The organism is Luteitalea sp., assembly GCF_022842525.1.
Lineage (GTDB): Bacteria > Acidobacteriota > Vicinamibacteria > Vicinamibacterales > Vicinamibacteraceae > Luteitalea.
The window spans coordinates 1-22,485 of sequence record NZ_JALHPM010000046.1; the positions used below are offsets into that span (position 1 = coordinate 1).

The 22,485-nt window shown below is 71.2% G+C and carries 19 protein-coding genes; 6 read left to right on the plus strand and 13 right to left on the minus strand.

The features are described from left to right. Nucleotides 1-2,059 (plus strand): DUF349 domain-containing protein (locus Q0C41_RS11475; RefSeq protein WP_291983873.1); only part of this gene is annotated, 2,059 nt, incomplete at its 5' end. A gap of 235 nt (nt 2,060-2,294) precedes the next feature. On the opposite strand, the gene speA is transcribed toward Q0C41_RS11475, so the two are convergent. The 6 genes from speA to Q0C41_RS11505 all read right to left on the minus strand — a co-directional run bounded on the left by speA (nt 2,295) and on the right by Q0C41_RS11505 (nt 9,425). Continuing rightward, the gene (speA, locus tag Q0C41_RS11480; protein ID WP_291983875.1) at nt 2,295-4,241 is read right to left on the minus strand and encodes a biosynthetic arginine decarboxylase; all 1,947 of its coding nucleotides are present in this window, start codon (nt 4,239-4,241) and stop codon (nt 2,295-2,297) included. 16 nt (nt 4,242-4,257) lie between these two features. Beyond that, a complete protein-coding gene (locus tag Q0C41_RS11485; RefSeq protein WP_291983877.1) occupies nt 4,258-4,650 on the minus strand; it encodes a polymer-forming cytoskeletal protein in 393 nt (130 codons plus the stop codon). 104 nt (nt 4,651-4,754) lie between these two features. Beyond that, nucleotides 4,755-6,119, minus strand: a complete 1,365-nt coding sequence (locus tag Q0C41_RS11490; RefSeq protein WP_291983880.1) for an amidohydrolase family protein — start codon at nt 6,117-6,119, stop codon at nt 4,755-4,757. Beyond that, complete coding sequence (locus Q0C41_RS11495) at nt 6,116-7,519, minus strand: amidohydrolase (protein WP_291983882.1); 1,404 nt, start codon at nt 7,517-7,519, stop codon at nt 6,116-6,118. The genes Q0C41_RS11490 and Q0C41_RS11495 overlap by 4 nt, the downstream gene beginning before the upstream one ends. After that, entirely contained in the window at nt 7,516-8,943 is a 1,428-nt protein-coding gene (locus tag Q0C41_RS11500; protein WP_291983884.1) for an amidohydrolase family protein, read from the minus strand. The genes Q0C41_RS11495 and Q0C41_RS11500 overlap by 4 nt, the downstream gene beginning before the upstream one ends. Nucleotides 8,944-9,011: 68 nt before the next feature. Further along, entirely contained in the window at nt 9,012-9,425 is a 414-nt protein-coding gene (locus tag Q0C41_RS11505; protein ID WP_291983886.1) for a hypothetical protein, read from the minus strand. Between Q0C41_RS11505 and Q0C41_RS11510 the strand changes: the two genes are divergently transcribed. Genes Q0C41_RS11510 through Q0C41_RS11520 form a run of 3 tightly spaced genes read left to right on the plus strand, consistent with a single transcriptional unit; the run spans nt 9,424 to nt 11,517 of the window. After that, nucleotides 9,424-9,735 (plus strand): hypothetical protein, encoded by a 312-nt coding sequence (locus tag Q0C41_RS11510; RefSeq protein ID WP_291983887.1) that lies wholly within the window; start codon nt 9,424-9,426, stop codon nt 9,733-9,735. The two genes, Q0C41_RS11505 and Q0C41_RS11510, sit on opposite strands and share 2 nt — an antisense overlap. Nucleotides 9,736-9,755: 20 nt before the next feature. Then, nucleotides 9,756-10,982, plus strand: a complete 1,227-nt coding sequence (locus Q0C41_RS11515) for a hypothetical protein (protein ID WP_291983889.1) — start codon at nt 9,756-9,758, stop codon at nt 10,980-10,982. Nucleotides 10,983-11,028: 46 nt separating this feature from the next. Continuing rightward, entirely contained in the window at nt 11,029-11,517 is a 489-nt protein-coding gene (locus Q0C41_RS11520; RefSeq protein WP_291983927.1) for an FKBP-type peptidyl-prolyl cis-trans isomerase, read from the plus strand. Between the two features lie 4 nt (nt 11,518-11,521). Here the strand turns inward: Q0C41_RS11520 and Q0C41_RS11525 are convergent, their stop codons facing one another. The 5 genes from Q0C41_RS11525 to Q0C41_RS11545 all read right to left on the minus strand — a co-directional run bounded on the left by Q0C41_RS11525 (nt 11,522) and on the right by Q0C41_RS11545 (nt 19,049). Beyond that, nucleotides 11,522-13,912, minus strand: a complete 2,391-nt coding sequence (locus Q0C41_RS11525) for a CHASE2 domain-containing protein (RefSeq protein ID WP_291983890.1) — start codon at nt 13,910-13,912, stop codon at nt 11,522-11,524. Nucleotide 13,913: 1 nt separating this feature from the next. Then, entirely contained in the window at nt 13,914-15,560 is a 1,647-nt protein-coding gene (locus Q0C41_RS11530; protein ID WP_291983892.1) for a FecR domain-containing protein, read from the minus strand. A gap of 136 nt (nt 15,561-15,696) precedes the next feature. Next, nucleotides 15,697-16,647, minus strand: a complete 951-nt coding sequence (locus Q0C41_RS11535) for an amidohydrolase family protein (protein ID WP_291983894.1) — start codon at nt 16,645-16,647, stop codon at nt 15,697-15,699. 16 nt (nt 16,648-16,663) lie between these two features. Continuing rightward, nucleotides 16,664-17,680: a 1-aminocyclopropane-1-carboxylate deaminase/D-cysteine desulfhydrase gene (locus tag Q0C41_RS11540; protein ID WP_291983896.1), complete on the minus strand. Its 1,017-nt coding sequence runs from the start codon at nt 17,678-17,680 to the stop codon at nt 16,664-16,666. Nucleotide 17,681: 1 nt separating this feature from the next. Continuing rightward, entirely contained in the window at nt 17,682-19,049 is a 1,368-nt protein-coding gene (locus Q0C41_RS11545) for an MATE family efflux transporter (protein WP_291983898.1), read from the minus strand. 36 nt (nt 19,050-19,085) lie between these two features. Between Q0C41_RS11545 and Q0C41_RS11550 the strand changes: the two genes are divergently transcribed. Beyond that, nucleotides 19,086-20,081 carry an NAD(P)H-quinone oxidoreductase gene (locus Q0C41_RS11550; protein WP_291983900.1) on the plus strand — a complete coding sequence of 332 codons (996 nt, stop codon included), beginning with the start codon at nt 19,086-19,088 and terminating at the stop codon, nt 20,079-20,081. Here the strand turns inward: Q0C41_RS11550 and Q0C41_RS11555 are convergent. After that, nucleotides 20,071-20,499: a hypothetical protein gene (locus Q0C41_RS11555; protein ID WP_291983902.1), complete on the minus strand. Its 429-nt coding sequence runs from the start codon at nt 20,497-20,499 to the stop codon at nt 20,071-20,073. The genes Q0C41_RS11550 and Q0C41_RS11555 overlap by 11 nt on opposite strands. Nucleotides 20,500-20,515: 16 nt before the next feature. After that, complete coding sequence (locus Q0C41_RS11560; protein WP_291983904.1) at nt 20,516-21,565, minus strand: DUF72 domain-containing protein; 1,050 nt, start codon at nt 21,563-21,565, stop codon at nt 20,516-20,518. Nucleotides 21,566-21,594: 29 nt separating this feature from the next. Here Q0C41_RS11560 and Q0C41_RS11565 point away from each other — a divergent pair, with 29 nt between their 5' ends. Beyond that, nucleotides 21,595-22,428: an alpha/beta hydrolase gene (locus Q0C41_RS11565; protein ID WP_291983906.1), complete on the plus strand. Its 834-nt coding sequence runs from the start codon at nt 21,595-21,597 to the stop codon at nt 22,426-22,428. The last annotated feature ends 57 nt before the right edge of the window (nt 22,429-22,485 follow it).

The following is a 22,485-nucleotide window of genomic DNA, read 5'->3' on the forward strand; positions in this document are numbered from 1 at the left end:
TGACGCGGCGGCCGCGCAGGCCGAGGCCGAGGCCCGCGCCGCCAAGGACGCGCGTCGCGCCGAGGTCTGTCAGCCGCTCGAGGACTACGCCGGCGACGACATCGAAGACGCCGTGACGGCCGCGCAGGCCGCCTGGGGAGCGCTCGATGCCGAGCACGAGCCGGGCAGCGAGGCCATCAACCAGCGGTTTCTCGCGGCCATCGCGCGGCAGCGGGCGCGCCTCGCGGCGCGCCTGGCCGATGCCGAGCGGCACGCGGAACTGGCGACCATCGCCGAAGAGGCCGAGCAGCTGGCCGGCGTCGACGACCTGGCGCACGCCCACAAGCGCTGGGCCGAGCTCCTCAAGCGCTGGACGTCGCTGGCGCAGGACGGCGCAGCGGTCGATGCGGTCCTGGTGTCGCGGGTGAAGGCGGCCGAGGGCACGATCGCGGCCCGCACCGCCGCGATCCGCGAGCAGGAAGGCGCGGCCCGGGCCGAGAACCTCAAGCGGGCCCTCGACGCGTGCGATCGCATCGAGGCGGTGGCGGCACGCGAGAACCTGCCGCTGAAGGATGCCGATCAGGCGCTGCGCGACGCCAGGACCACCGCCGAGCAGCTCGGCGCGCTGCCCTCGCGCGACGACCAGGCGGCGATCGTCGAGCGCCTCAAGAAATGCCAGGCCCGGTTGATGGACGTGGTGCGCGAACTGCGCAGCGCCGACGACTGGAAGCGCTGGGCCAATGCCACCGTGCAGCAGGAGCTGTGCGAGAAGGTCGAGGCGCTGGCGGCGGTCGAGGCGCTGCCCGACGTCGCCAAGCGGCTCAAGGATCTGCGGCAGGACTGGAAGCAGGCCAGCGCCGGGCCGAGGGGCGCCGAGGGCGACGCCCTCTGGCAGCGCTTCAAGGCGGCGGCCGATGCGGCGCAGACGCGCGTCGACGCCTTCTTCGCGCAGCGGTCCGTCGAGGACGCCGCCGTGCTGCAGGAGAAGGCGCAGCTGGCCGAGCAGGCCGAAGCGCTCTCCGAGTCCACTGACTGGCTCAAGACCGCCGACGCCTTGAAGGCCCTGCAGCAGCGGTGGAATGCCCTCGGGCATGCCCCGCGCGGCGAGCAGGGCAAGGCCCTGAACAATCGCTTCCGTGCCGCCTGCGACCGCTTCTTCACGCGTCGCAAGGACGACCTGTCGCAGCGCAAGGACGTCTGGAGTGCCAATCAGACGGTAAAGGAAGAGCTGATCGCGAAGGCCGAGGCCATCGCCGAGACCACCGACTGGAACGTCGGCGTCGAGACGATCAAGGCGCTGCAGGCGGAGTGGAAGGCGAGTGGGCCCGTCAAGCGGCAGAAGTCCGAGCAGTTGTGGCAGAAGTTCCGCGCCGCCTGCGATCGCTTCTTCGAGCGCTACAAGAACCGCCACGCCGCCGAGTTCGACAGCCGTCGCGTCTCGCGCGAGCAGGCCCTGCTGGACTTCGAGGCGCTGGCCGCCGCGGACGGCGACGCCGAGGCCGGCCCGGCCGCGCTCGCGAGTGCCGATCAGGCCTGGCAGGCCTGGCGCAACGGACCGCCCCTGCCACGCGAGATCGTGCGACCGATGCAGGAGCGGTTCGCGGCGGCGGCGCAGACGCTCGTCGAGCGCTACCCCGCCACGTTCAGGAACTCCGCGTTCGACCTGGACGTGACCCGCGCGCGGATGACGGAACTGGTCCAGCAGGTGGAGCAGTTGTCCTCACCGCAGGCCGCACCGCAGGCCTCGATGCAGGTCGCACCCGCCGCCGCGCTCGCCACGATGCTGAAGGAGGCGCTGGCGTCCAACACCATCGGCGGTCGCGTGGACGACCAGACGAAGCGCCGCGCCGCACAGGAGACCGTGCGGGTGGCACGGGCCGCGTGGGGCCGTCTCGGACCGATGATGGGAGAGGAAGCCGCCGCGCTGGAGCGTCGCTTCGCGGCCGCCTGCCGCAAGTTCGACGACCCGCGCGACGATCGGGACGATCGCGGCGGACGCGGGGACCGGGGCGATCGAGGGGACCGCGGTGAGCGGCGGGGCCCGCGGCCGCCGCGAGGCCCCCGCGAGCAGCGCGCCTGACGGGCGGCACTCGTCAAAGTGCAAAAGGGCAAAACGGGCAAACAGGGCAAAACGACAGAACCGAAGTGTGAAGACGGAGGCTGGAAGCTCCAAGGGTCGAAGTGGCGGCACGTCGCGAGGTCGTTCCGCGATGCCCTTGATGGCTTCTACCCTTCCAGTCTTCGACCTTGATGCTTCGGTGGTGTCGTTTTGCCCTTCAGTGGCCCTTTTTGCCCTTTTGACCTTTGACGGCGCTCTATCTCTCGTTCGGGTCCTCGAGATACGTGTACCCGTGCAGGCCTTCCTCGTAGAACCGGAGGAGGCGTCCTGACTCGAGGTAGTCGAGGCGACCGGCGCGGACGGCTTCCTCGACGTCCATGCGCATCTTGCCGAGCAGGTGCTCGACGTCGAACTCGACGTAGTCCAGCACTTCCTTGACCGTGTCGCCCTTGATCACGGCGTCGAGCACGACTTCCATCTTGTCGTTCAGGCTGACGTGCACCGCGTGCGTGTCGCCGAAGAGGTTGTGGAGGTCGCCCAGGATCTCCTGGTAGGCGCCCACCATGAACACCCCGAGCAGGTACGGCTCGTCCTTGATCGTGTGCAGCGGCAGTGTCTTCTTGACGTCACGCCGGTCGATGAACTGATCGATCTTGCCGTCCGAGTCGCAGGTGATGTCGCCGAGCACGGCGTGCTGCGTCGGCCGTTCCTCGAGGCGGTGGATGGGCATCACCGGGAACAGCTGGCCGATCGCCCAGCTGTCCGGGATCGACTGGAACAGCGAGAAGTTGCAGAAGTACGTGTCCGACAGCAGTTCGTCGAGTGACTGCAGGTCCTCGGGCACGTGGTCGAGCCCGGCCACCAGCTTCTGCAGCTTGATGCAGATGTGCCAGTACAGGTTCTCGGCGTGGCACCGCTGCTCGAGCGAGAGATAGCCCGCCGAGAACAGGTTCATGGCCATGTCGAGGGCGGCCTGCGCGTCGTGGTAGCTCTCGAGGGCGTTGCGGCCCGTGAGGTTGCGCAAGGTCTCGATCAGGTCGGCCACCGGCTGCTCGAGGTCGTCGCTGACCTCGGTCGGCACGCGCTCCTCGCCGAACTCGGACACGCCGAGGACGTTGAACACGAGCAGGCTGTGGTAGGCGGCGATGGCGCGTCCGCTCTCCGACACGATGGTCGGGTGCGGCACGCCGGTCTCGTCGCAGACCTGCTGCAGGTGGTACACCACGTCGTTGGCGTACTCCTGGAGCGTGTAGTTCATGCTCGACTCGAAGTTGGTCTGTGAGCCGTCGTAGTCGACACCCAGCCCGCCTCCGACGTCCATGTACTCGAGACCGGCGCCGGCCTTGTGCAGTTCGCAGTAGATGCGCGCCGCTTCGACCAGCGCGCCCTTCACGATGCGGATGTTGGGGATCTGGCTGCCGAGATGGAAGTGCAGCAGCTTGAAGCAGTCGCCCATGCCGCGGGACTTGAGCTCCTCGAGCCCGCGCATGATCTCGGTGACGGTCAGGCCGAACTTCGAGCGATAGCCCCCCGAACTCTGCCAGCGGCCGCTGCCGCGCGCGGCCAGCTTGACGCGGAACCCGATCTGCGGGCGCACGCCGACCTTCTCGGCATACTCGAGAATCAGGCCGAGCTCGGTGTACTTCTCGACGACGGGGATGATGTTGCGCCCGATCTTCTGGGCCAGCATCGCCATCTCGATGAACTCGGCGTCCTTGAAGCCGTTGCAGATGATCGGGGTGTCGTTGGAGGCCAGTGCCGCCACCGCCATCAGCTCCGGCTTGCTGCCGGCTTCGATACCGAAGTTGTACGGACGGCCGAACTGCAGCACCTCTTCCACGACCTGGCGCTGCTGGTTCACCTTGATCGGGTACACGCAGGTGTACTTGCCGGTGTACTGGTGCTGCTGGATGGCCGCCTGGAAGGCGCCGTGGATGTCGCCGAGGCGGTGCTTCAGGATGTCGGGGAACCGGACCAGGATGGGCAGCGTGATGCCGCGCATCTGGAGACGGTCCATCAACTCCTTGAGGTCGATGAACCGCTCGCGCTCCTTGGTCGGGTGGACGAGCACGTGCCCCTTCTCGCCGATCGAGAAGTAGCCGTTGCCCCAGCGGTCGATGTCGTACAGCTCGGTCGCATCGACAGTCGTCCAGGCGTCGGTGGCACTTGTGCCTGGGAGGGGGCGCGGCGAGACCGTGGTCATCAGGACATCATAGCGGCTATCGCTGTTTCCGGTACTGGGCGACGCGCACGGCGGCGTCGACGCTGCGGGTTTCGACCTTGGCGTTGACGATCGCGCCCTCCTCGAGGACGAGGCGAGGCGCCGCGATCTGCCCCTGGAGCCGGGCCGTGCTCCGGATGTCCATGATCTCGGTGGCCGTGAACTTGCCGGTCGCGGTGCCGAGCACCGTCACGTCGCGCGCCAGCACATCGGCCTCGATGTGGGCGTCGGCTTCGAGCCGGACGCAGTGGTCGGGCGCCGCGAGGTGGCCGCGCAGCGTGCCGTGGATCTCGATGTCTTCCTCGGCACTCACGGAGCCGGAGATGACGACGGTCGGGCCGAGCACGGAGGGACGCGCGTCGGCAGGAGGGAACGTGGGCACGGTGGACATCGACACGGGATCGTAGCCCAAACCCGCGGCGATGAAACACGTGCGGCCGGGGCCGTCGCCAGCCACCCCGGCCGTGGTCCTCCCGAGCGGCGGTCGCCGCGCCGCTAGCGGGCCGCCGCTGCAGGGCGCGGTCGCCCCTTGTACTTCTCGTACAACGTGGTGTGACGCGTCTCCAGGGACACCGGGACCCCCTTGACGAACACATGCGTCACGGTGGACCGAATCTCGAGCGGGTCGCCGCGCGTGACGACCAGATTGGCGACCTTGCCCGGTTCGATCGATCCGACCAGCGCGTCGAGCCCGAGGATCTGTGCGGGCGCGAGCGTGATGGCACGCAGCGCGACGTCGCGCGGCAGGCCGAACCCGACGGCGGTGCCGATCTCGTACGGCAGGTTGCGGACGTCCGACGAGTTGTACGTGGACAGCGCGAAGGTGACCCCCGCCGCGTGCAGCACCGCCGGCGCGGCCATCGTCGCGTCGTAGGGGTCGTCGTCGGACCGCGGCAGGGCCTGGGTGGGGCCGATGATCACCGGGACCTTCTTCTCGGCGAGGAAGCTCGCCACCTTCCACGCCTCGTCGGCGCCGACGAGCACCATGCGCTGTTTCTGGCCGTCGACGAAGAACGCCACGGCGTCCCGGATGTCCCGCTCGGTGTCGGCGCGCACGAGGAAGGGCTTCTCGCCGCTGACGTACGGCCCGAGCGCCTCGAGCTTGAGATTGCGCTCGATGCGCTCGCCGCCCTTGCCGCGGGCCAGGCGGTAGTCGCGGGCGTCGGCCAGCCAGCGTGCGATCTCGCGCGTCTGCTTCGCCTGCTCCTCCTTCGCCTCGCGATAGGGCCGCGCGCGCAGCGAGAACGTCGCGAAGTCGAACGACCGGGCCTGCACCGACGGCCAGTTCACGACCATGCCGACCGAGCGACCGAGCAGCATCTCCTCGACGGTCCACCCATCGAGATGGATGGCCGAGGCCTGGCCGCCGATGACCGGGCCGCCGCCGAGGAAGCCGCTGGGCATGCCCGGCACCGCCACGGCATGCGTGATGCCGTTGGCGCGCGCGACGGGAATGTGATCCGTGGACGGATGGATGGCCGTGGCGGCGTCGACCTGCGGGTTGAAGGCGCCGGCCTCGGTGATGTCGTTGGTGGCGTTGACCGCCCCGATCTCGGTGAGCCCGAGCTGACTCATCGCGTCGAAGAAGCCCGGCGAGACGTCGAGGCCGGCGCCGTCGATCACCTCGGCGCCCGAGGGCACGATCGCGGTGGGGCCCACCGAGAGAATCTTGCCATCGGCGATCACCACCGTGGCGTTCTCCAGCACGGCGCCGGACACGGTCGAGACCCGCGCGCCCGTGATGGCGTAGATGCTGGCCGGCGCCTGCGCCTCGAGGCGGCCGGAGACGAGCGCCACGCAGGCCCCGATCGACGCACCGATGGCCGCGGCGGACCGCATGAGGGGATGACGCGGGCTCATCGGAGGTCCTCCTGACCGGGCGTGGTGGTCTCGGCCTTGGGTGTGGTGTCCGGGGCGGTGGGCTTGGCCGTGCCGGTGCTCCTGGCCTTGTCCTTGAGCGCCTGCTTCTGCGCCGCGCGCACCTGCCGCTGCTGCAGGTCCTTCTCTCTGTCGAAATAGACCACGCCGTCGATCAGCACCTGGCGGGGGATGGCGAAGGTGCTGAGCGGGTGCGCGGAGTACAGCACCAGATCGGCGTCCTTGCCGACCTCGATGGAGCCCACCCGCTTGTCGACGCCGAGTTGCAGGGCCGGGTTGATCGTCACCAGCTCGAGCGCCTGGTCCTCGGTGAGCCCGCCGTACTTCATGGCCTTGGCCGCCTCCTGGTTGAGATGACGGTGCTCCTCGGCGCTGTCGGAGTTGATCGACACCAGCACGCCGCGGTCGGTCATCAGGGCCGCGTTGTGCGGGACGGCGTCGTAGGCCTCGACCTTGTAGGCCCACCAGTCGGAGAACGTCGAGGCGCCGGCGCCGTGCCTGGCGATCTCGTCGGCCACCTTGTAGCCCTCGAGCACGTGCTGCAGCGTCGCGATGCGGAACTTGAACTCCTCGGCCAGACGGATCAACTGGAGGATCTCGTCGGCGCGATACGAATGGGCGTGCACCAGTCGCTTGCCCTCGAGGATCTCGACGAGCGGTTCGAGTCGCAGGTCGCGTGCCGGGGCGATCGCGGTGCGGTCACCCGCCTTGACGGCGGCCTCGTGCGCCCGCCACGTCGCCTGATACGCGCGCGCCTCGACGAAGGCCTCGCGGATGACGTCGATCACGCCCATGCGCGTTGCCGGGTAGCGCCGTTCGGCGTTGCCGCCCGCGGCGCTGGCCCGCTTCGGGTTCTCGCCGAGCGCGAACTTGATGCCCGGCAGCGCGCCCTCGAACAGCAGCCCCCGCGCGTCCTTGCCCCAGCGGAGCTTGATGACGGCGTTCTTGCCACCGATGGCGTTGGCGCTCCCGTGCAGGACGTTGGCCGACGTCACGCCGCCGGCCAGCCCGCGATAGATGTCGATGTCCTTCGGGTTGAGGACATCCTCGACGCCGACCATCGACGTCACCGACAGGCTCGACTCGTTGACGGCGCCGTCGACGGCGATGTGGCTGTGCGCGTCGATGATGCCCGGCATCACGAACAGGCCCGTCGCATCGATCTCGGTGGCGCCGCGCGGCACGTCCACGTTGGCACCGACGGCGGCGATCTTGCCGTTGCGGATGACGATCGTGCCCTTGTCGATCGTGCCTTTCGTGATGGTGAGGATGGTGGCGTTGCGGATGGCGGTCACGGGCGCGGCGCCCTGCGCGAAGGCAGCGCCGCCGGGAACGACCGTGACGGCGACCAGCGCGGGGACCAGCAGGACACGACGGATCATCGACGGTCTCCTTCACCGGGACGGCCCGGGCCTCGTCCGGGGCCCGTGGGGCGTGCGGCACCCGAATCGGGTGGGACGTCGAACCGGCGTCCATCCACGAAGACGTGCGCGACGGTGCTCGTGTCACCGAGCAGGTCGCCGCGCACGACGATCAGGTTGGCGATCTTGCCGGCCTCGAGACTCCCGAGCCGATCCTGCACCCCGTAGATCTGGGCGGCATCGAGGGTCAGGGCCCGCAGCGCGGCGTCGGGCGCGAGGCCGGCCTTGACGGCCTTCCGCACGTTGGCGAGGAACTCGCCCGGGCCTGGCAGACCGTCGGACGCGAAGGCGAAGGGCACCTTCTGTTCGGCCAGCGCGGCCGGCGTCCGCGGCGCCCGGTCGCGCAACTCGAGGACCTCCAGGAGGTCGTCGGCGTCGGGGTCGGCGTCGCGGGGCGCTTCGGGCCACTTCGCACTGACAACGACGGGCACGCGGGCCTTGGCGATGCGGCCGGCCGCGGCGTAGCCCTCGTGCGCGCCGTACAGGACGGTCGGCACGTCGAACTCGCGGCTGAGCGCCAGCACGCGGTCGATCTGCACTTCACTCGCGGCGGGCAGGAGGAACGGCACCTTCGCCTGGATCGCGGCGTGCAGCGCCTGCGTCGCGCGATCGTGATCGGGGCGGGCCTTGCCGCGCGGCTCCTGCTCGTAGCGGCGCACCTGCTCGGCGGCCGTGCGCGTATCGAGGAAGACCTGCCGCACGTAGGCGAGCACCCCCATCGCGGATCCGGGAAAGGTGCCGCCACCGGCCGGCGGTGTCAGCACGAGCGGCACGCCGGCGGCTCGGCGGACGACGACGTCCTCACGCCGATCGCCGCTCAGGTTCACCACGGCGGCCTGTCCCGGAAAGATGCCGCCGCGCGGGGCGGTCACCACGGTGGTCACGCCGCCGTTGCGCCAGGTCTCGATCTTCTGGTCGTCAGCGCGGAACTCGTCGGCGGCCTGCACCCACGGCGTCGTTGCCGGGCGGTCCTGCGGACCGCGGATGGTGCGACCCGTCGGTCGGGGCGGGCCCTGTCCGGCGCCGCTGCCCGGCGTGGACGGTGGCGCCGCGGACATCCCGAGGTCGGTCAAGGCATCGATCAGGCCCGGGTAGACGGTCAGTCCCGATCCGTCGATGACCACGGCCTCCGCCGGCACGTCGACCCTGGCGCCGACGGCCTTGATCAGGCCGTTGGCGAGCACGATCGTCCCGGCGTCGATCGGCGCGCCTGACACGGGCACGATGCGGGCGTTCCGGATGGCAATGGGCGCGACGGGTTGCGTCTGCGCGACGGCCCCGAGCCCCACCACACACGCCACCCCCATCGCCGCCGTGCGCACGCGCGTTGCGATCACCACCACAGCCTCCTCGGACAGACCCTTGAACGGCCACACGTGGAACATGTGGAAAGCGGGGATGCTACTCCGAGCCTCGAGGACCGGCAAGACCCATCCGTGTCACGGTGACGGGCTCACGCGCGCGGCGGGCACTCAGGGCGGCGTCGCGCGGCCAGGACGACGACGAGGGCGGCGAGGGCATACACGGCCCACACGAAGGGCGCGTCACCCGGCGGACGATTCGAGGGCAGGCGCGTGCTGGCCAGCACGAGGGCCAGCGTGCCAAGATCGGCGCAGGCCCATGCCAGGGCCAGGCGGCGCACGTCGACGTCGCCCTGCGCCAGTTGCCGGCCGAGCATCAGCCCGGTGGCGACCGTCAGGACGCGCAGCAGGACCAGGGCCGCGCCCGCCAGGCCGATGGCGGGCATCGGGCCAGACAGCCGCGCCGCGAGCGTCGAGGCGAGTTCGACGGGCGCCACGATCAACAGCCAGCCGAGCGCCACGAAACGCAGGGTCGCGCGCCAGACACGTCGAGGGAGATCAGGCATGTTGCGATTGGTGGAGCGACTGTTCGGCGAGGGCCAGCTGCACGATCCGAAGGCGCCGGACCGCCCCCTGCCCGCGGCGTACGAGATCGATGTCTACCGTGACTGGCAGATGCAGGAGGGTACCCTGACGCCGGGCGAGTGGGTGATCGAGGGGCATCTGCTCGCGCCTCCCGACGCGCTGGCGGCCCTCGAGGGGCGCGGAGACATCTTCACGCTCGACATGGACGATGCGCGGCGGCTCGAGATCTTCGTCCTCGATGGTACCGGCCGGATCGTCAACGTGGAGGGGACGACGTTCGTCCAGCGGTGACCGGATTGCCGACCTCGCCCATGGATGCCCTTGCGCACGCGTACGTGCAGCTGGTGCTGGCGCTCGGCGTCCACGATGCGGATGCCGTCGATGCCTGCTACGGCCCGGCGTCGCTGACGACCGACGTCGAGGCGGCCGCGGCGACCCTGCCCGACATCGCGCAGGCGGCGGCGGACCTGCAGGAGCGCCTGATGGCCGTGGCCCCGCCGACCGACGAGCCGACGGCGCGACGGCTGCGCATGCTCCGCGCCCAGGTGCGGGCCCTGGCCGCACGCGTCGCGATGCAGGCCGGCGCCCGCGTGTCCTTCGACGAGGAGTCCCGTGCGCTGTACGACGCGGTGGCGCCGACGCACGACGCGGCCCACTTCGAGCCCGTCCTCGCCGCGCTCGAGGCCGTCCTTCCCGGCGACGGACCGCTCGGCGAGCGCTACGAGCGCTTTCGCACGGCGTTCGTCGTGCCGCCGGAGCGCGTCGATCGCGTGTTCCGCGCCGCCATCGACGCCAGCCGCGCCCGGACGCTGGCGCGCGTGCCCCTGCCCGAGGGCGAGACCTTCACGCTGGCGTACGTCACGAACAGACCCTGGAGTGGGTACAACTGGTACCAGGGCGACTATCGGAGCCGCATCGAGGTCAACACGGACCTGCCGATCGTCATCGACCGCGCGCTCGACCTCGCGTGCCACGAGGGATACCCCGGCCATCATGTCTACAACGTCCTCATCGAGCAGCACCTCGTGCGGGGGCGCGGCTGGATCGAATGGGCCGTGTATCCGCTGTTCTCGCCGCAGAGCCTGATTGCCGAGGGCACGGCCAACTTCGGCATCACCGTGGCGTTTCCGGAGGAGGACCGGCGTGCCTTCGATCGGGAGGTGCTCTTTCCGCTGGCAGGGCTCGACGCCACCCAGGCCGACCGCTATCGGCATGTGCAGCACCTGGTGGCACGGCTGTCCTACGCGGGCAATGAAGCCGCGCGGCAGTACCTGGACGGGACCATGCCCCTGGAGCAGGCCGAGACCTGGCTCCAGCGCTACGCCCTCATGGATCAGCCGCGGGCCGCCCAGCGCGTCCGGTTCTTCGAGCGCTACCGCAGCTATGTGATCAACTACAACCTCGGGGAGGATCTCGTGAGGGCGTTCGTCGAGGCGCACGGCGGCACGGGCGACCGGCCGGACCGGCGCTGGGACGTCTTCATGCGACTGCTTCGCGAACCACATCTACCCAGTGAGCTGGCGCTGCCCGCGCAGTAATCGCGGCGCCCGATCGTCTTCCGACTCCGATGGAACGCACGTGACCATGACCCCCACCCGTCGCCACCGTCTGCTGTCCACGCGCGTCCACGCGCTCATCCTGGTGCTGCTGGCTGCTGGTGCCGGCGTGCGCTGTGGTGGCGGCGCGCGCTATACCCCCGAGGAGGCGGCGCGGGCCCGCACGACCCTCGAGACCGTGCAGGTCCGCGACGTCGTCAGGGGCACCGGCGATGCGGCGGACCGGGGGCGACGCCTGGTCGTCCACTACTCGGGATGGCTGTACGACAGCGCCGCGCCCGAGCGTCGCGGACGGCCGTTCGACTCGTCGCGGACGGCTGGGCGTCCGTTCGATTTCGTGCTCGGTGGCGGGCAGGTCATTCCCGGCTGGGAGCGTGGCATCGAGGGCATGAAGGAGGGCGGCACGCGCGAGCTGACGATCCCGGCGCGACTGGCCTACGGCGCGGAGGGCTCAGCCCCCGTCATTCCGCCGGACGCCACGCTCGTCTTCGAAGTCGAACTCGTCGACGTGCGCTGACGCGTCAGTCGCGGGCGTCGGGCCGCCGCGGCTGCCAGCGGCGCGCCTGCCGGGCGACGAGGTCCACGAGCAAGGCGGTCGACACGGGCTTGCGTGCCGCATCGGCGAAGCCCCGGGCACGCAGCGCCGCGGATCGATCCTCTCCGCTGCCCGAGACGGCGATGAGCGGGCCGGTGTAGCCCGCCTCCCGCAGCTGGTCCGCCGTCGTCAGGCCATCCTGGTCGCCGAGATCCAGATCGAGCAGGACGACGTCCGGGCTGATCGCCGCGGCGAGGGCCACCGCCTCGCGCCCACTGCTGGCGGTGACGACGCGGGCGCCGGCCGCGGCCAGCACGACCGCGAACAGCTGGCGGATGTCTTCGACGTCGTCGCAGACGAGGACCAGCGGTCCGTCGGCGTCGCCGTCCTCGCCGTCGTCCTCGTGGCGTGTGGTCTCGGGGGGCGCGTCGGCCGACCGGGCTGGGAGCGTGAGGGCGAAGCAGCTGCCGCGTCCCTCGACGGACTCGGCAGTGAGATCGCCGCCCATGAGACGGGCGAGACGGCGCGACACGCTGAGGCCGAGGCCCGTGCCGCCGGCGCGCACCGCCCTCGCCGTGGCGAACTCGAACTCCTCGAAGACGCGGTCGAGTGCGTCGGCCGACATGCCGGTCCCGGTATCGCGCACCGTGACGACCAGTCCGTCGGCCTGCCAGGCGACCGCCAGATGGATGCGGCCGACCTCGGTGAACTTCATCGCGTTGGCCAGCAGGTTGAGGAGAATCTGCCGCACGCGCAGGGCGTCGACCAGGACGTACGCGGGCACGTCCGTGGCCACGTCGCCCGAGAGCGCCACGTCCTCGTGGCGGGGCAGTCCCTCGACGGTGGCCAGGGCATCGCTGACCACCTGGCGCATGTCGACCGGCTGCGGGTCGATGCGCGCGCGCCCCACGGCGAGGGTGGCGTCGTCGAGCAGGTTGTTGACCAACTGCAGCAGGTGCACGCCGTTGCGCGTGATCACCCGGGCATACTCGCGCGGGTCGCCCGCGTCCCGGCCCTCGATGATGAGCCGACCGAAACCGAGGATGGCCGTGACCGGCGTGCGGAGCTCGTGGGCGATGTGGTTGAGGAACTGGGTCTTGAGTTCCGAGGCCCGTTCCGCCGCGAGGCGTTCCTGGGCGAGGCGTGCGCGATCGCGACGGACGCGGGCCAGGTCGCCGACGGCGATGGTGGCCGCCGCCGCCGCCGTGGCCGCCAGCGGCCCATGCAGCCACACCCGCTGATGCGCGGTGAGCAGGAGGACGGCGGCGATCCCGAGCACGAGCAGCCACGCGGCCATCCACGCCACGAGCAGGGCGCGGGTGGGCGTCGAGCGGCGCAGGCGCGAGGCCAGGAGTACGCCCAGCGCCATCCCCAGCACGCCGACGTCCAGGAGCCACGTGCGCGGCCGGACCACCGCGCGATCGCGGAGGAGGACGGTGGCCAGGCGCAGGAACTCGACGCCCGCGATGCGGCCCATCGGTGTCGGCACCGCCTCTTCGAGGAGCAACGCCGTGGCCCCGATGAACACCCGTCGCCCCCGCACCGCCTCGCGCAGCGTCTGATCGCCGTTCGCACGCACCGCGGCCTGCACGAGACGGGCAAAGGGGAGCGTGGGCAGGTCCGGGATGGCGGCGGGGTAGCGCAGTTGCACGAGCCCGTCCCGATCCACCGGCACGGACTGGTCCGCCAGCGCGAGGCTGGTGCCCCACCAGGACGACTGCCAGGCCGCCGTCCGGGTCGGGCCCGCCAGCGACGCGATCGGCAAGGCCGGCAGCGTCACGGTGCCGATGCGCGTGAGGAGCGGGAGGCGACGGACGATCCCGTCCTCGTCGGGCGGCGTGACGGCGACGCCGAGGCGCGCCACCGCCTGCAGTTCGGGACGCGGGCCCACGAGGTCGAGCGCCTCCCGGACCGGCCCTTCCCCCTGCACGTCGAGTCCGATGGTCGGCGGCCTCGCGGGCGCGCCCCTGGGGGACACCCGGAACGGCACGGGCACGGCGGCGAGGGTCACGGCTGGCGAGCGGGCCAGCGTGTCGGCCAACTGCGCGTCACCGTCCCTTGGGTCCGCAAAGAGCACGTCGACCGTGACATGGGCCGCGCCAGCCTCGCGGAGGTAGTCGAGGACGTGCGCCCAGACGTCGCGCCGGTACGGCCAGGCGCCGACCAGCGGCTCGAGGGCCATCAGCGAGTCGTCGTCGACGCCGAAGACCAGCGTCCCGCCATTGTCGACAGGCGGCGCCAGGCGCGCCGCCACGCCGTCCCAGAGCCACGCGTCGACGCGTCGGCCGACGTGCCATGCCTCCATCAGCAGCGCGACGACGAGCGCCACGACGAGGCTCACCGCGGTGGTGTACCGTCGGCGCGCGAGGGGGCGCATGTCAGCGCGCCGCCACGAGGGCCCCGGCGCCGAGCGGGATCAGGAGCCACCACCACCACTTGCGACGCGGCAGCTTCGGGACGTCGAGGACCTGCACCGGCCCGTACGGACCGGTGATGCCCTCGGCGTTCACGATACGCACCCGGACGTGATACCGACCAGGAGCCGGGCGGGCGAGCGTCAGGGTGGGTTCGGCGACCTCGGTCTCCACGAGGGGGCTGGCAAACAGCGGGTCCGCCGAGACCTGGACGGCGTAGCGGTCGCCCGGCACACCAGCGGACCAGCTGAGCACGAGTTGCGTCTTCTGCACCTGCGCGCCGGCGGGCGGGCCGCCCTGTGGCATCGGGCGAAGTTCCACCGGCACCGGATCGCTCCAGGGGCCGCGTTCGCCGGCGTGACGGGACGCGAGCCGCCACAGGTATTGGCCCGGCGGCAGGGGCAGGGTGAGCGCGCTGTCGGTCAGCGCCGTTCGCTCGACCAGGGGCGCGTCGAAGGTGGCCTCGCGCGCCACCTGCAGGTCGAAGGCCTCGACGCCCTCGGGGCGGGTCCACCGCAGCGCGAGCGTGTCGCCGTACCGCACCGGGCCATCGGCCTGCGCCTCGACGAGCGGAGGCACCGGTCGCGCATCGACCTCGAACGGCCGCGTCGTCTCCAGGCCCTGCAGGCCATCGGCGTCGACGGCGCGAGCCCGCAGCACGTAGTCGCCATCGGGCAGATCGGCCGAGGTCATCTCCGGAGAGACCACTCGCTGGTGCACGAGCGGGGGTGGCGCCGCCGCGGGCGAGATCTCGACCACATAGCCGGTCGCACCGAGGACGGCGGGCCAGCGAAGCCGCACGGGGAGGCGGTCGAGTCTGACGGGGGCCCCGCTCAGGTCGGGGGCCGGCAGCAGGGGACGCGGTGGACCAGTGGTGCCGTCGGCGCGCGTGATGGCGCCGTAGCCGCGTTCGACCAGCACCGTCCCCGCATCAGGCGACACCGCCACCGCGCCCTCGGTCACTTCGGTGGCCACGGTGGTCGGGCCGACCTCGAGTCGATAGTCCGTGCCGCGCACCGCACTGGTCACCAGCGGTGTGCGAATCTCGTGCTTCTGCGCCGGGTGGGTGGCAGGGGCGACGACCGACTCGAGGCGTCCGCGCTGGACGCCGAGGGTGGTCCGCTTGACCTGCGGGCCCTCGAGCGTTCTGAGTTCGACGAGCGTGAGCCGGGCATCCGCGCCGAGCGTGACGGTGCTGCCGGTGGAGAGGAGGAGGCGGACGCGCTCGTCCTGCCCGGTCACCACCACGCTGCCGGGTGGCAGTGTCGCGCCGAGCAGCGCCACCTGGCGGCTGCCGTCCGGCAAGTCCACCTGCGGGCGGCCGCGGACCCAGAGCACTTCGGCCTGGCCCGGCACACTGCGCAGCCAGGCCAGGGGAAACACCAGGGGCCGGCCGGGTCGGAGACGTCGCGGTTGGCGGACGCGGTTCAGGCGGGCGACGGCCGGCCACCGCCGGGGGTCGATCAACAACCACTCGGACAGGCCGATCAGGGTGTCCCCGCGGACGATGGTGTGCGTGTAGGTCTCGGCAGGCGGCGACACCGCAGCACGGTCCTGTGCCTGCACCGAGCTGACGAGCCCGACGAGCAGCACGCTGCAGACGGTCCGCATGGGTGTGAAGGGTGTGTCGGTCACAGGTCGTCGCGCTCGCCAAGCGTACGCGATGGCGGACACGATAACAGAACGATTCCCACCGGCGCGACGCACAAGGGCGCCGAAACGCGACCCGCCCTGGCGCTCGCGACACCTATCGCCGCGGGAAGAGCCGGTCGAAATTGCCGGCGCAGATGGCCTGCTGATCGACCTGTGGCACCCCCAGCGCTTCGAGCACCGCGAGCTGGGCGTCACGGACGGCCGCGTGCCAGCCGCGCGGAAAGAACGACGAGTCGGTGCCGAACAACAGCCGATCCGGTCCCAGCACGGCGAGGGCCTGGGCGAAGACGTGCCGCAACGTCAGGCCCGGGCTGTACTTCATCCAGGCGTTGCTGGAGGACGTGTCGACCACGACGTTGGGGCACGTGTCGGCCACCATCAGCAGCTCACGGAAGAAGCCGGCGCCGAAGTGGGGCACGATGATCGGCAAGGACGGATGGCGCAGGGCCACGCCCTGGAGTTCGAGGGGATTGCCGTAGCGCGCCTCGAAGGCGCTCGGCAGTCCGAGCGTCTTCCGGATCCCCACGCTCAGCACCCCGCAGTGGATGAACAGGGCGGTGCCGGGACTGCCGGCGACCTGCTCGGCAAGGCCGAGGACGCGCGGATCGCTTGGCGCATAGCCATGCATGGCCGGGAAGAGACACACGACGCGCATGCCCGGCTGCGCCAGCGCCCAGGCGACCCGCGTCAGCGCGCCCTCCTGCGTCGGATCGAGCATGAAGGCCCCGACGAAGCGGTCGGGGTGTCTCGCCACGGCGCGCGCGACCTGTTCTTCCTCACCGGGGACGCTGCCGATCAGCAGCGCCCGCCCGACGCCGTCGGCTGACAGCGCGTCCGCCCAGCGATCGGCGAGGGCCTCTGCCGTGCCCGGGTGCTCCCAGCCGACCAGCCGGGTGACCTCGACACCGGGCGCATCGCCGGGCAGGCCCTTCTGGCGGCCGAGCACGTCGAAGAAGCGCGGCGAGAAGAAATGGCAGTGCGCATCGTTGAGCCGGAGCGGGACCAGGCCCGTCACGCCGGCGCCGAGTGGTGGGGCGGTGGTCATCGTGACACTCCGAACCTCAATGAGCCTGGGCGGCGGCGGTGGTCGACAGCCCCCCGGTGTGCATGAACAGGACGCGGGCCCCTGCCGCGATCCTGCCGTCGCCGGCCATCGCGATCAGCGCGGCGGCGGCCTTGGCGGTGTACGTGGGATCCAGCAGATAGCCCTCGTCGCGCGCCACGCGGCGCAGGGCGGCCTGCGAGGCCGGCGTCTCGATGCCGTACCCGGGTTCGTCCACCGGCCGCTCCCACACGCACCGCGTCGTCGACTGTGCCAGATCCAGGGGCCAGCCGTACAACTCGATGGCGGCCTGGACGAGCGTCGTCGGTGGCGACGCGGCAAAGCGATCCATGGCCGCGCGCGAGGAGACGGCCACGGCCTGCACCGTGGCAGGAATGCCGGCCAGCGCCAGGCCCGCGTACAGGCCCGCCGACGTCGACCCCGTGCCATACGCCACGAGGACGACGTCGAACGGAAACCTGCCGGCGTGCTGCTCGACGATCTCCCGCACGCAGGCCGCGTAGCCCGGCACCGACGACGGCATGGTGGCGCCGGGCGGAATCCAGTACCCGCCGGTCTCGCGGACGATCCGCTCGCACAGCCCCCGTGATGTCGCCAGGTCGGCCGCCGACGGATTGGCCGTGTTCATGGGCGTGACGTGGACGTGTGCGCCATAGAGATGCGTCAGCGCCAGGTTGCCCGTCGCCTGGGCGGGGGCGTCGCCGCCGAGGACGACGTGCACGTCGAGCCCCAGTCGTCGGGCCGCCGCCGCCGTCATCATCGTGTGGTTCGACGTCAATGGCCCAGCGGTCACGATCGTTCGTGCCCCGGCCGCCAGGGCCTCGCCCAGCACGAACTCCAGCTTCCGGGCCTTGTTGCCGCCAAGCGCCAGTCCGCTGCACTCGTCCCGCTTCACCCAGAGGTCGATGCCCAGGGCTTCGCCGAGGCGGGGCAGCGGCACCAGCGGCGTGGGCCACGTGCCGAGGGCCACGCGGGGGAGGGGCCCGAGTGCGGCATCGAGTCGGTCGAGGGTCACGTCAGGAGGATGCCACGACGGGCCGCAGGTGGCGCGTCGCCTGGCCGATGCGGCGGTGCCAGAGGACGAGCAGCGCCGTGCCGACCAGACACAGGCTCGCCGCGAGTCCGAGCCACAGGCCGATGACGCCGTAGCCGGCGCGGAAGCAGAGCCACCAGCCGAGCGGCAGGCCACTGACCCAGTAGCCCACCAGGCTGATGAACATCGGCACACGCGTCTCACCCAGCCCGCGCAGCGCGCCCGTCGTCGTCACCTGCAGACCGTCGAACAACTGGAAGGTCGCCGCGACCCCGAGCAACTGGGAGCCGATCGCGATCACGGCGGTCTCGGCCGTGAACAGCCGGATGAAGGCGGCCGGTATCGTGAAGAGCGCGACGGCGGCGGTGGCCATGAACCCCAGCGTGACGACGATGGCGGCCCAGCCGGCGCGTTGGGCACCGCGCCCGTCGCCACGGCCGACGTGCTGGCCGACCAGGACGGCCGCGGCGGCCGACACGCCGAGCGGCACCATGAACACGACGCTGGCGATGTTGAGCGCGATGTGGTGCGCCGCGAGCGAGTCGGGCGGCAACTGGCCGGCGATGGCCGTCACGGCACTGAAGACGCCCACCTCGAACGTCAGGTGGGCGGCCGCCGGCAGGCCGAGCGTCAGCAGACGGCGCACGCGGGCCGTGGGGAGCCGCCACGAGAGATGGGCCGCCGGGCCGCCGCGGTGCAGTCGCCACACGACCCAGCCGAGCACGCCCACCATGTAGACCCGCGAAATCAGCGTCGCCCACGCCGCCCCGCGCACGCCGAGCGCCGGGGCCGGCCCGATGCCGTAGATCAGCACCCAGTTCACGACCAGGTTGACGAGGTTGGCCGACACCAGGGTGAAGGCGATCGCGGCCACCTGCGACAGCGCCTGCAGGTAGCGACGCAGCGCGGCATAGATCAGCAGTGGCGGCAGGCTGGTAGCCACGATGGGAAAGTAGGCCGTGACGTGTGGCAGGACGTCGGGATGGAACCCGAGGACCGGCAGCAGCTGCCAGAGGACGACGAGCAGCAGGGCGAGCGGGATCGTCGCCAGCAGGGCCAGCCACAGGCCCGCAATCAGCCACCGGTCGCACGCCTCGCGATCGCCGGCGCCCCAGGCCTGCGCGACCATCGTGTCGAGGCCGAGCAGGATGCCCATCCCGAAGATGCCGATGGCGATGAAGAGGGTGCTGCCGATCCCGGTGCCGCCGAGCGGCGCCGCCCCGAGCGGCCCGACCATCAACGTGTCGACCACGCCCATGCCCATCCAGCCCAGCTCTGCGGCGATGACCGGCGCCGCCAGCTTCACCATCGGCAGGACGGCATCACGCACGAAGGAGCCGCGCCCGGACATCCGCCCATCATACGGGCTCTGACGTATGCTCGGCGGATGTCCCTGCCTGCCCTGATGGACGTGGTCGAGATCCGCGAACCCGGCGGTCCGGACGTACTGGTCGCGGGGCACCGCCCCGTGCCCGTGCCCGGCCCGCACGAGGTGCTCATCGCGGTCCGTGCGGCCGGTGTCAACCGCCCCGACGTGTTCCAGCGCATGGGCCGGTATGCCCCGCCTCCCGGGGCGTCGGATCTCCCGGGGCTGGAGGTCGCAGGCGACGTGGTCGCCTGCGGTCGGGACGTCGTGCGCTGGCGCGTCGGCGATCGGGTGTGTGCCTTGCTCGCGGGCGGTGGCTACGCGGCGTACGCGGTCGCGCCGGAGGGGCAGTGCCTGCCGCAGCCCGCAGCACTCTCGCCCGTCGAGGCGGCCGCCATCCCCGAGACGTTCTTCACGGTGTGGAGCAACGTGGTCGAGCGCGGACGCCTCGCACCCGGCGAGACGTTGCTCGTTCACGGCGGGTCGAGTGGCATCGGGACGACGGCCATCCAGGTGGCCGCGCATCGAGGGGCGACCGTGTTCGCCACGGCAGGGACGCCGGACAAGTGCGCCGCCTGCGAGGCCCTGGGTGCCACCCGCGCCGTCAACTATCGCAACGACGATTTCGTGACGGTGATTCGCGAGGCCACCGGCGGACGAGGCGTCGACGTCATCCTCGACATGGTGGGCGGCGACTACGTCGCCCGCAACCTGTCGCTGCTGGCCGAAGATGGGCGTCTGGTGCAGATTGCCGTGTTGCAGGGCGCCAAGGCGACGGTCGATGCGTCACTGGTGATGCGGCGACGGCTGACGTTCACCGGGTCGACGCTGCGGCCACGCAGTCTCGAGGAGAAGGCGCGCCTCGCGGCGGCACTCGAGCACGAGGTGTGGCCGCTGCTCTCCGCCGGCACCATCCGACCGCAGGTCTTCGCGACATGGCCGCTGGCGCAGGCGGCGCAGGCCCATGCCGTCATGGAGTCGAGCGCCCACATCGGCAAGCTCGTGCTTACGGTGTGACCTCGATGCCGACGATGCGGGCACTCCACGGGCAGTAGCGCCCGGCCCCGAACTGCACCCCTTCGCGCTGCACGTGAGACGGCAGGCCATCGCAGACCTCGACCGTCGCCTCGGCGAACTCGACGTCGACGACGTGCCAGGAGTAGCCGGTGTTGACCTGGGGACCGGCGACGAGACGGCCGTTGGGAATCGAGGCGGGCCCGCCCGCCTGGGCCGCCCGCGCGGCCTCGATCTGCGCCGGGGTCGTCAGCAGCATGCGGAACTGCTCGTCGATCACGCGCACGGTGACGATGGCCGCGCCGCGGGGCGCCGTGGGCACGCTCGAGGACGAACAGCCGAGGCTGCCGAGGAGGGCGCCCGACAGCATCGCCATCATCACCACGCGGGGCAGGACGGGCCAGGTGAGCAGTCGGGCCACCCTCCGTGGTGGCGTGTCAGGGGGGCGAATCTGAAGAGCGTGCATGGTCGAGTTCGGCAACGAGGTGCTCGGCCAGCGCGCGAATCGTCAGCGGCGCCGACCCTTCGGCCTTGTTGTTCACAAGGACGTAGACCGGCTGCTGACGGCCGGTCGCGTCACTGATCAGCCTCGTCACATCGAGACGCAGGCGTTCATCGGGCTCGACGATCCGGTTGAAGGGCCGGAAGGCATCGCGGCGCGCTTCGTACTTCGTGCCCGGCCGCAGCAGCAGGCGCACGACGACGAACGGCGCGCGGGTCACGTCCACCTTGGTCGCCTGCTCGGCGGGCAGCGGCATCGCCGACCAGTAGTTCAGCACGTGTGCGGCGCCGTGCTCGCGCAAGGCCGCGGCGTAGGCCGGAGTGATGAGCCGCCGGTCCCGCAACTCGACCGACATCGGGAAGCTGCGTGGCACGGCCTCGAGGAAGCGCGCCAGCCGATCGGCAAACGCCTGTGGTTCGAGGCGGGCCTCCGGGGGCACCGGGGGAATCTCGAGGACGAACGGGCCGAGATGGTGGCGGAAGTACAGCAGGAACGGCTGCACGACGTCGGCAAGGAACCCTTCGGGTGACAGGAAGTCCGGGTTCGGGATGGCGGCCGAGTCACGGCCACTCCCGGGCAGGACGGGCGAGGCATACATCGCCGGCACCTTGGCGCAGCACGGGAAGCCCGACGGCAGCTGGCTGGCATAGCGCTTCAGTTCCTCGCTGGTCAGCGGCGCGTAGTAGCTGCGATCGATGCCGACGGTGCCGAAGAGCGGATAGCGCGCGTACTCGCGGAGCCCCTCGCGTGCGAGCTCCGTCTGGGTGCGCGGACGGCGATACACGATCCCGGCCCAGCCGGGAAAGCTCCAGCTGCTGGTGCCGAAGCGCACCGACGAGGGGATGCGCTCGCCGAGGGCGCGCACGTCGGCAGGCCAGTCCGCCTCCGGCTCGACGTTGTCGTCGTCGCGACCGCGTGAGGGCGGGGTGAGGTCGAAGAGCGAGAGCTGGTCGTCGGCGGGCACGGGGTCGGGGCGTTGGCGCAAAGGGCGTCCTGAAGGATACCGTGGAGCGGATGACGCCGACTTCTCCCATGGTGGCCCGGCACGTCGGGGCGACCGCGCCCGGCACCAAGCAACTGCTGATGCTGCACGGCATCTACGGACGTGGACGCAACTGGCTGGCGGTGGCGCGCCTGCTGGTCGAGCAGCGGCCCGACTGGGGCTGCTGGCTCGCCGACATGCGGCACCACGGGGATGCCCACCCCGGGCCCGAGTGCGGCACCCTGGACGCCCTCGCGGCCGACATCGAGACCTGGGGGGCGGCGCAGGGCGTCACGCCGGACGCCGTCCTCGGCCATTCCTTCGGCGGCAAGGTGGCCCTGGCCTACGCCCTGCGGCAGGCCGCGCGGCCCCTGCAGACCTGGGTCATCGACTCGACTCCCGAAGCCAAGGCGCCCTCGGGCAGCGCCTGGGACATGCTCGGGATCGTGCGGCGGTTGCCTCAGACGTTCGGGTCCCGCCAGGAGGCCATCGCCGGCATCGAGGCCGGCGGCTTCAGCACGGAGGTGGCGCAGTGGATGTCCACCAATCTCGCGCATGACACCGATGCGTTTCGCTGGCGGCTCGACTTCGACGTCATGGAGCAGTTGCTGCACGAGTTCTTCCAGACACCGCTGTGGACCGCCCTCGACCCGGGGGCGCCGGGTCACGACATCCACGTGCTGAAGGCGTCGCAGTCGTCGGTCATCTCACCGGAGGCCGTCGCACGCCTGACCGCCCTCGACGCAGCGCCTGCCGAAGGGCGAGCCCGCGTGCATCTGCATCACCGGGATGGCGGGCACTGGATCCATGCCGAGTCGCCCGACGTGGTGGTGGCCCTGATCGCGGAGCATCTGCCGAAGTCGTAGGGCCGGCGACTGGAGCCGGCGACTGTCGCCGTCGACCTTTGTAGCCGTCGACCTTCA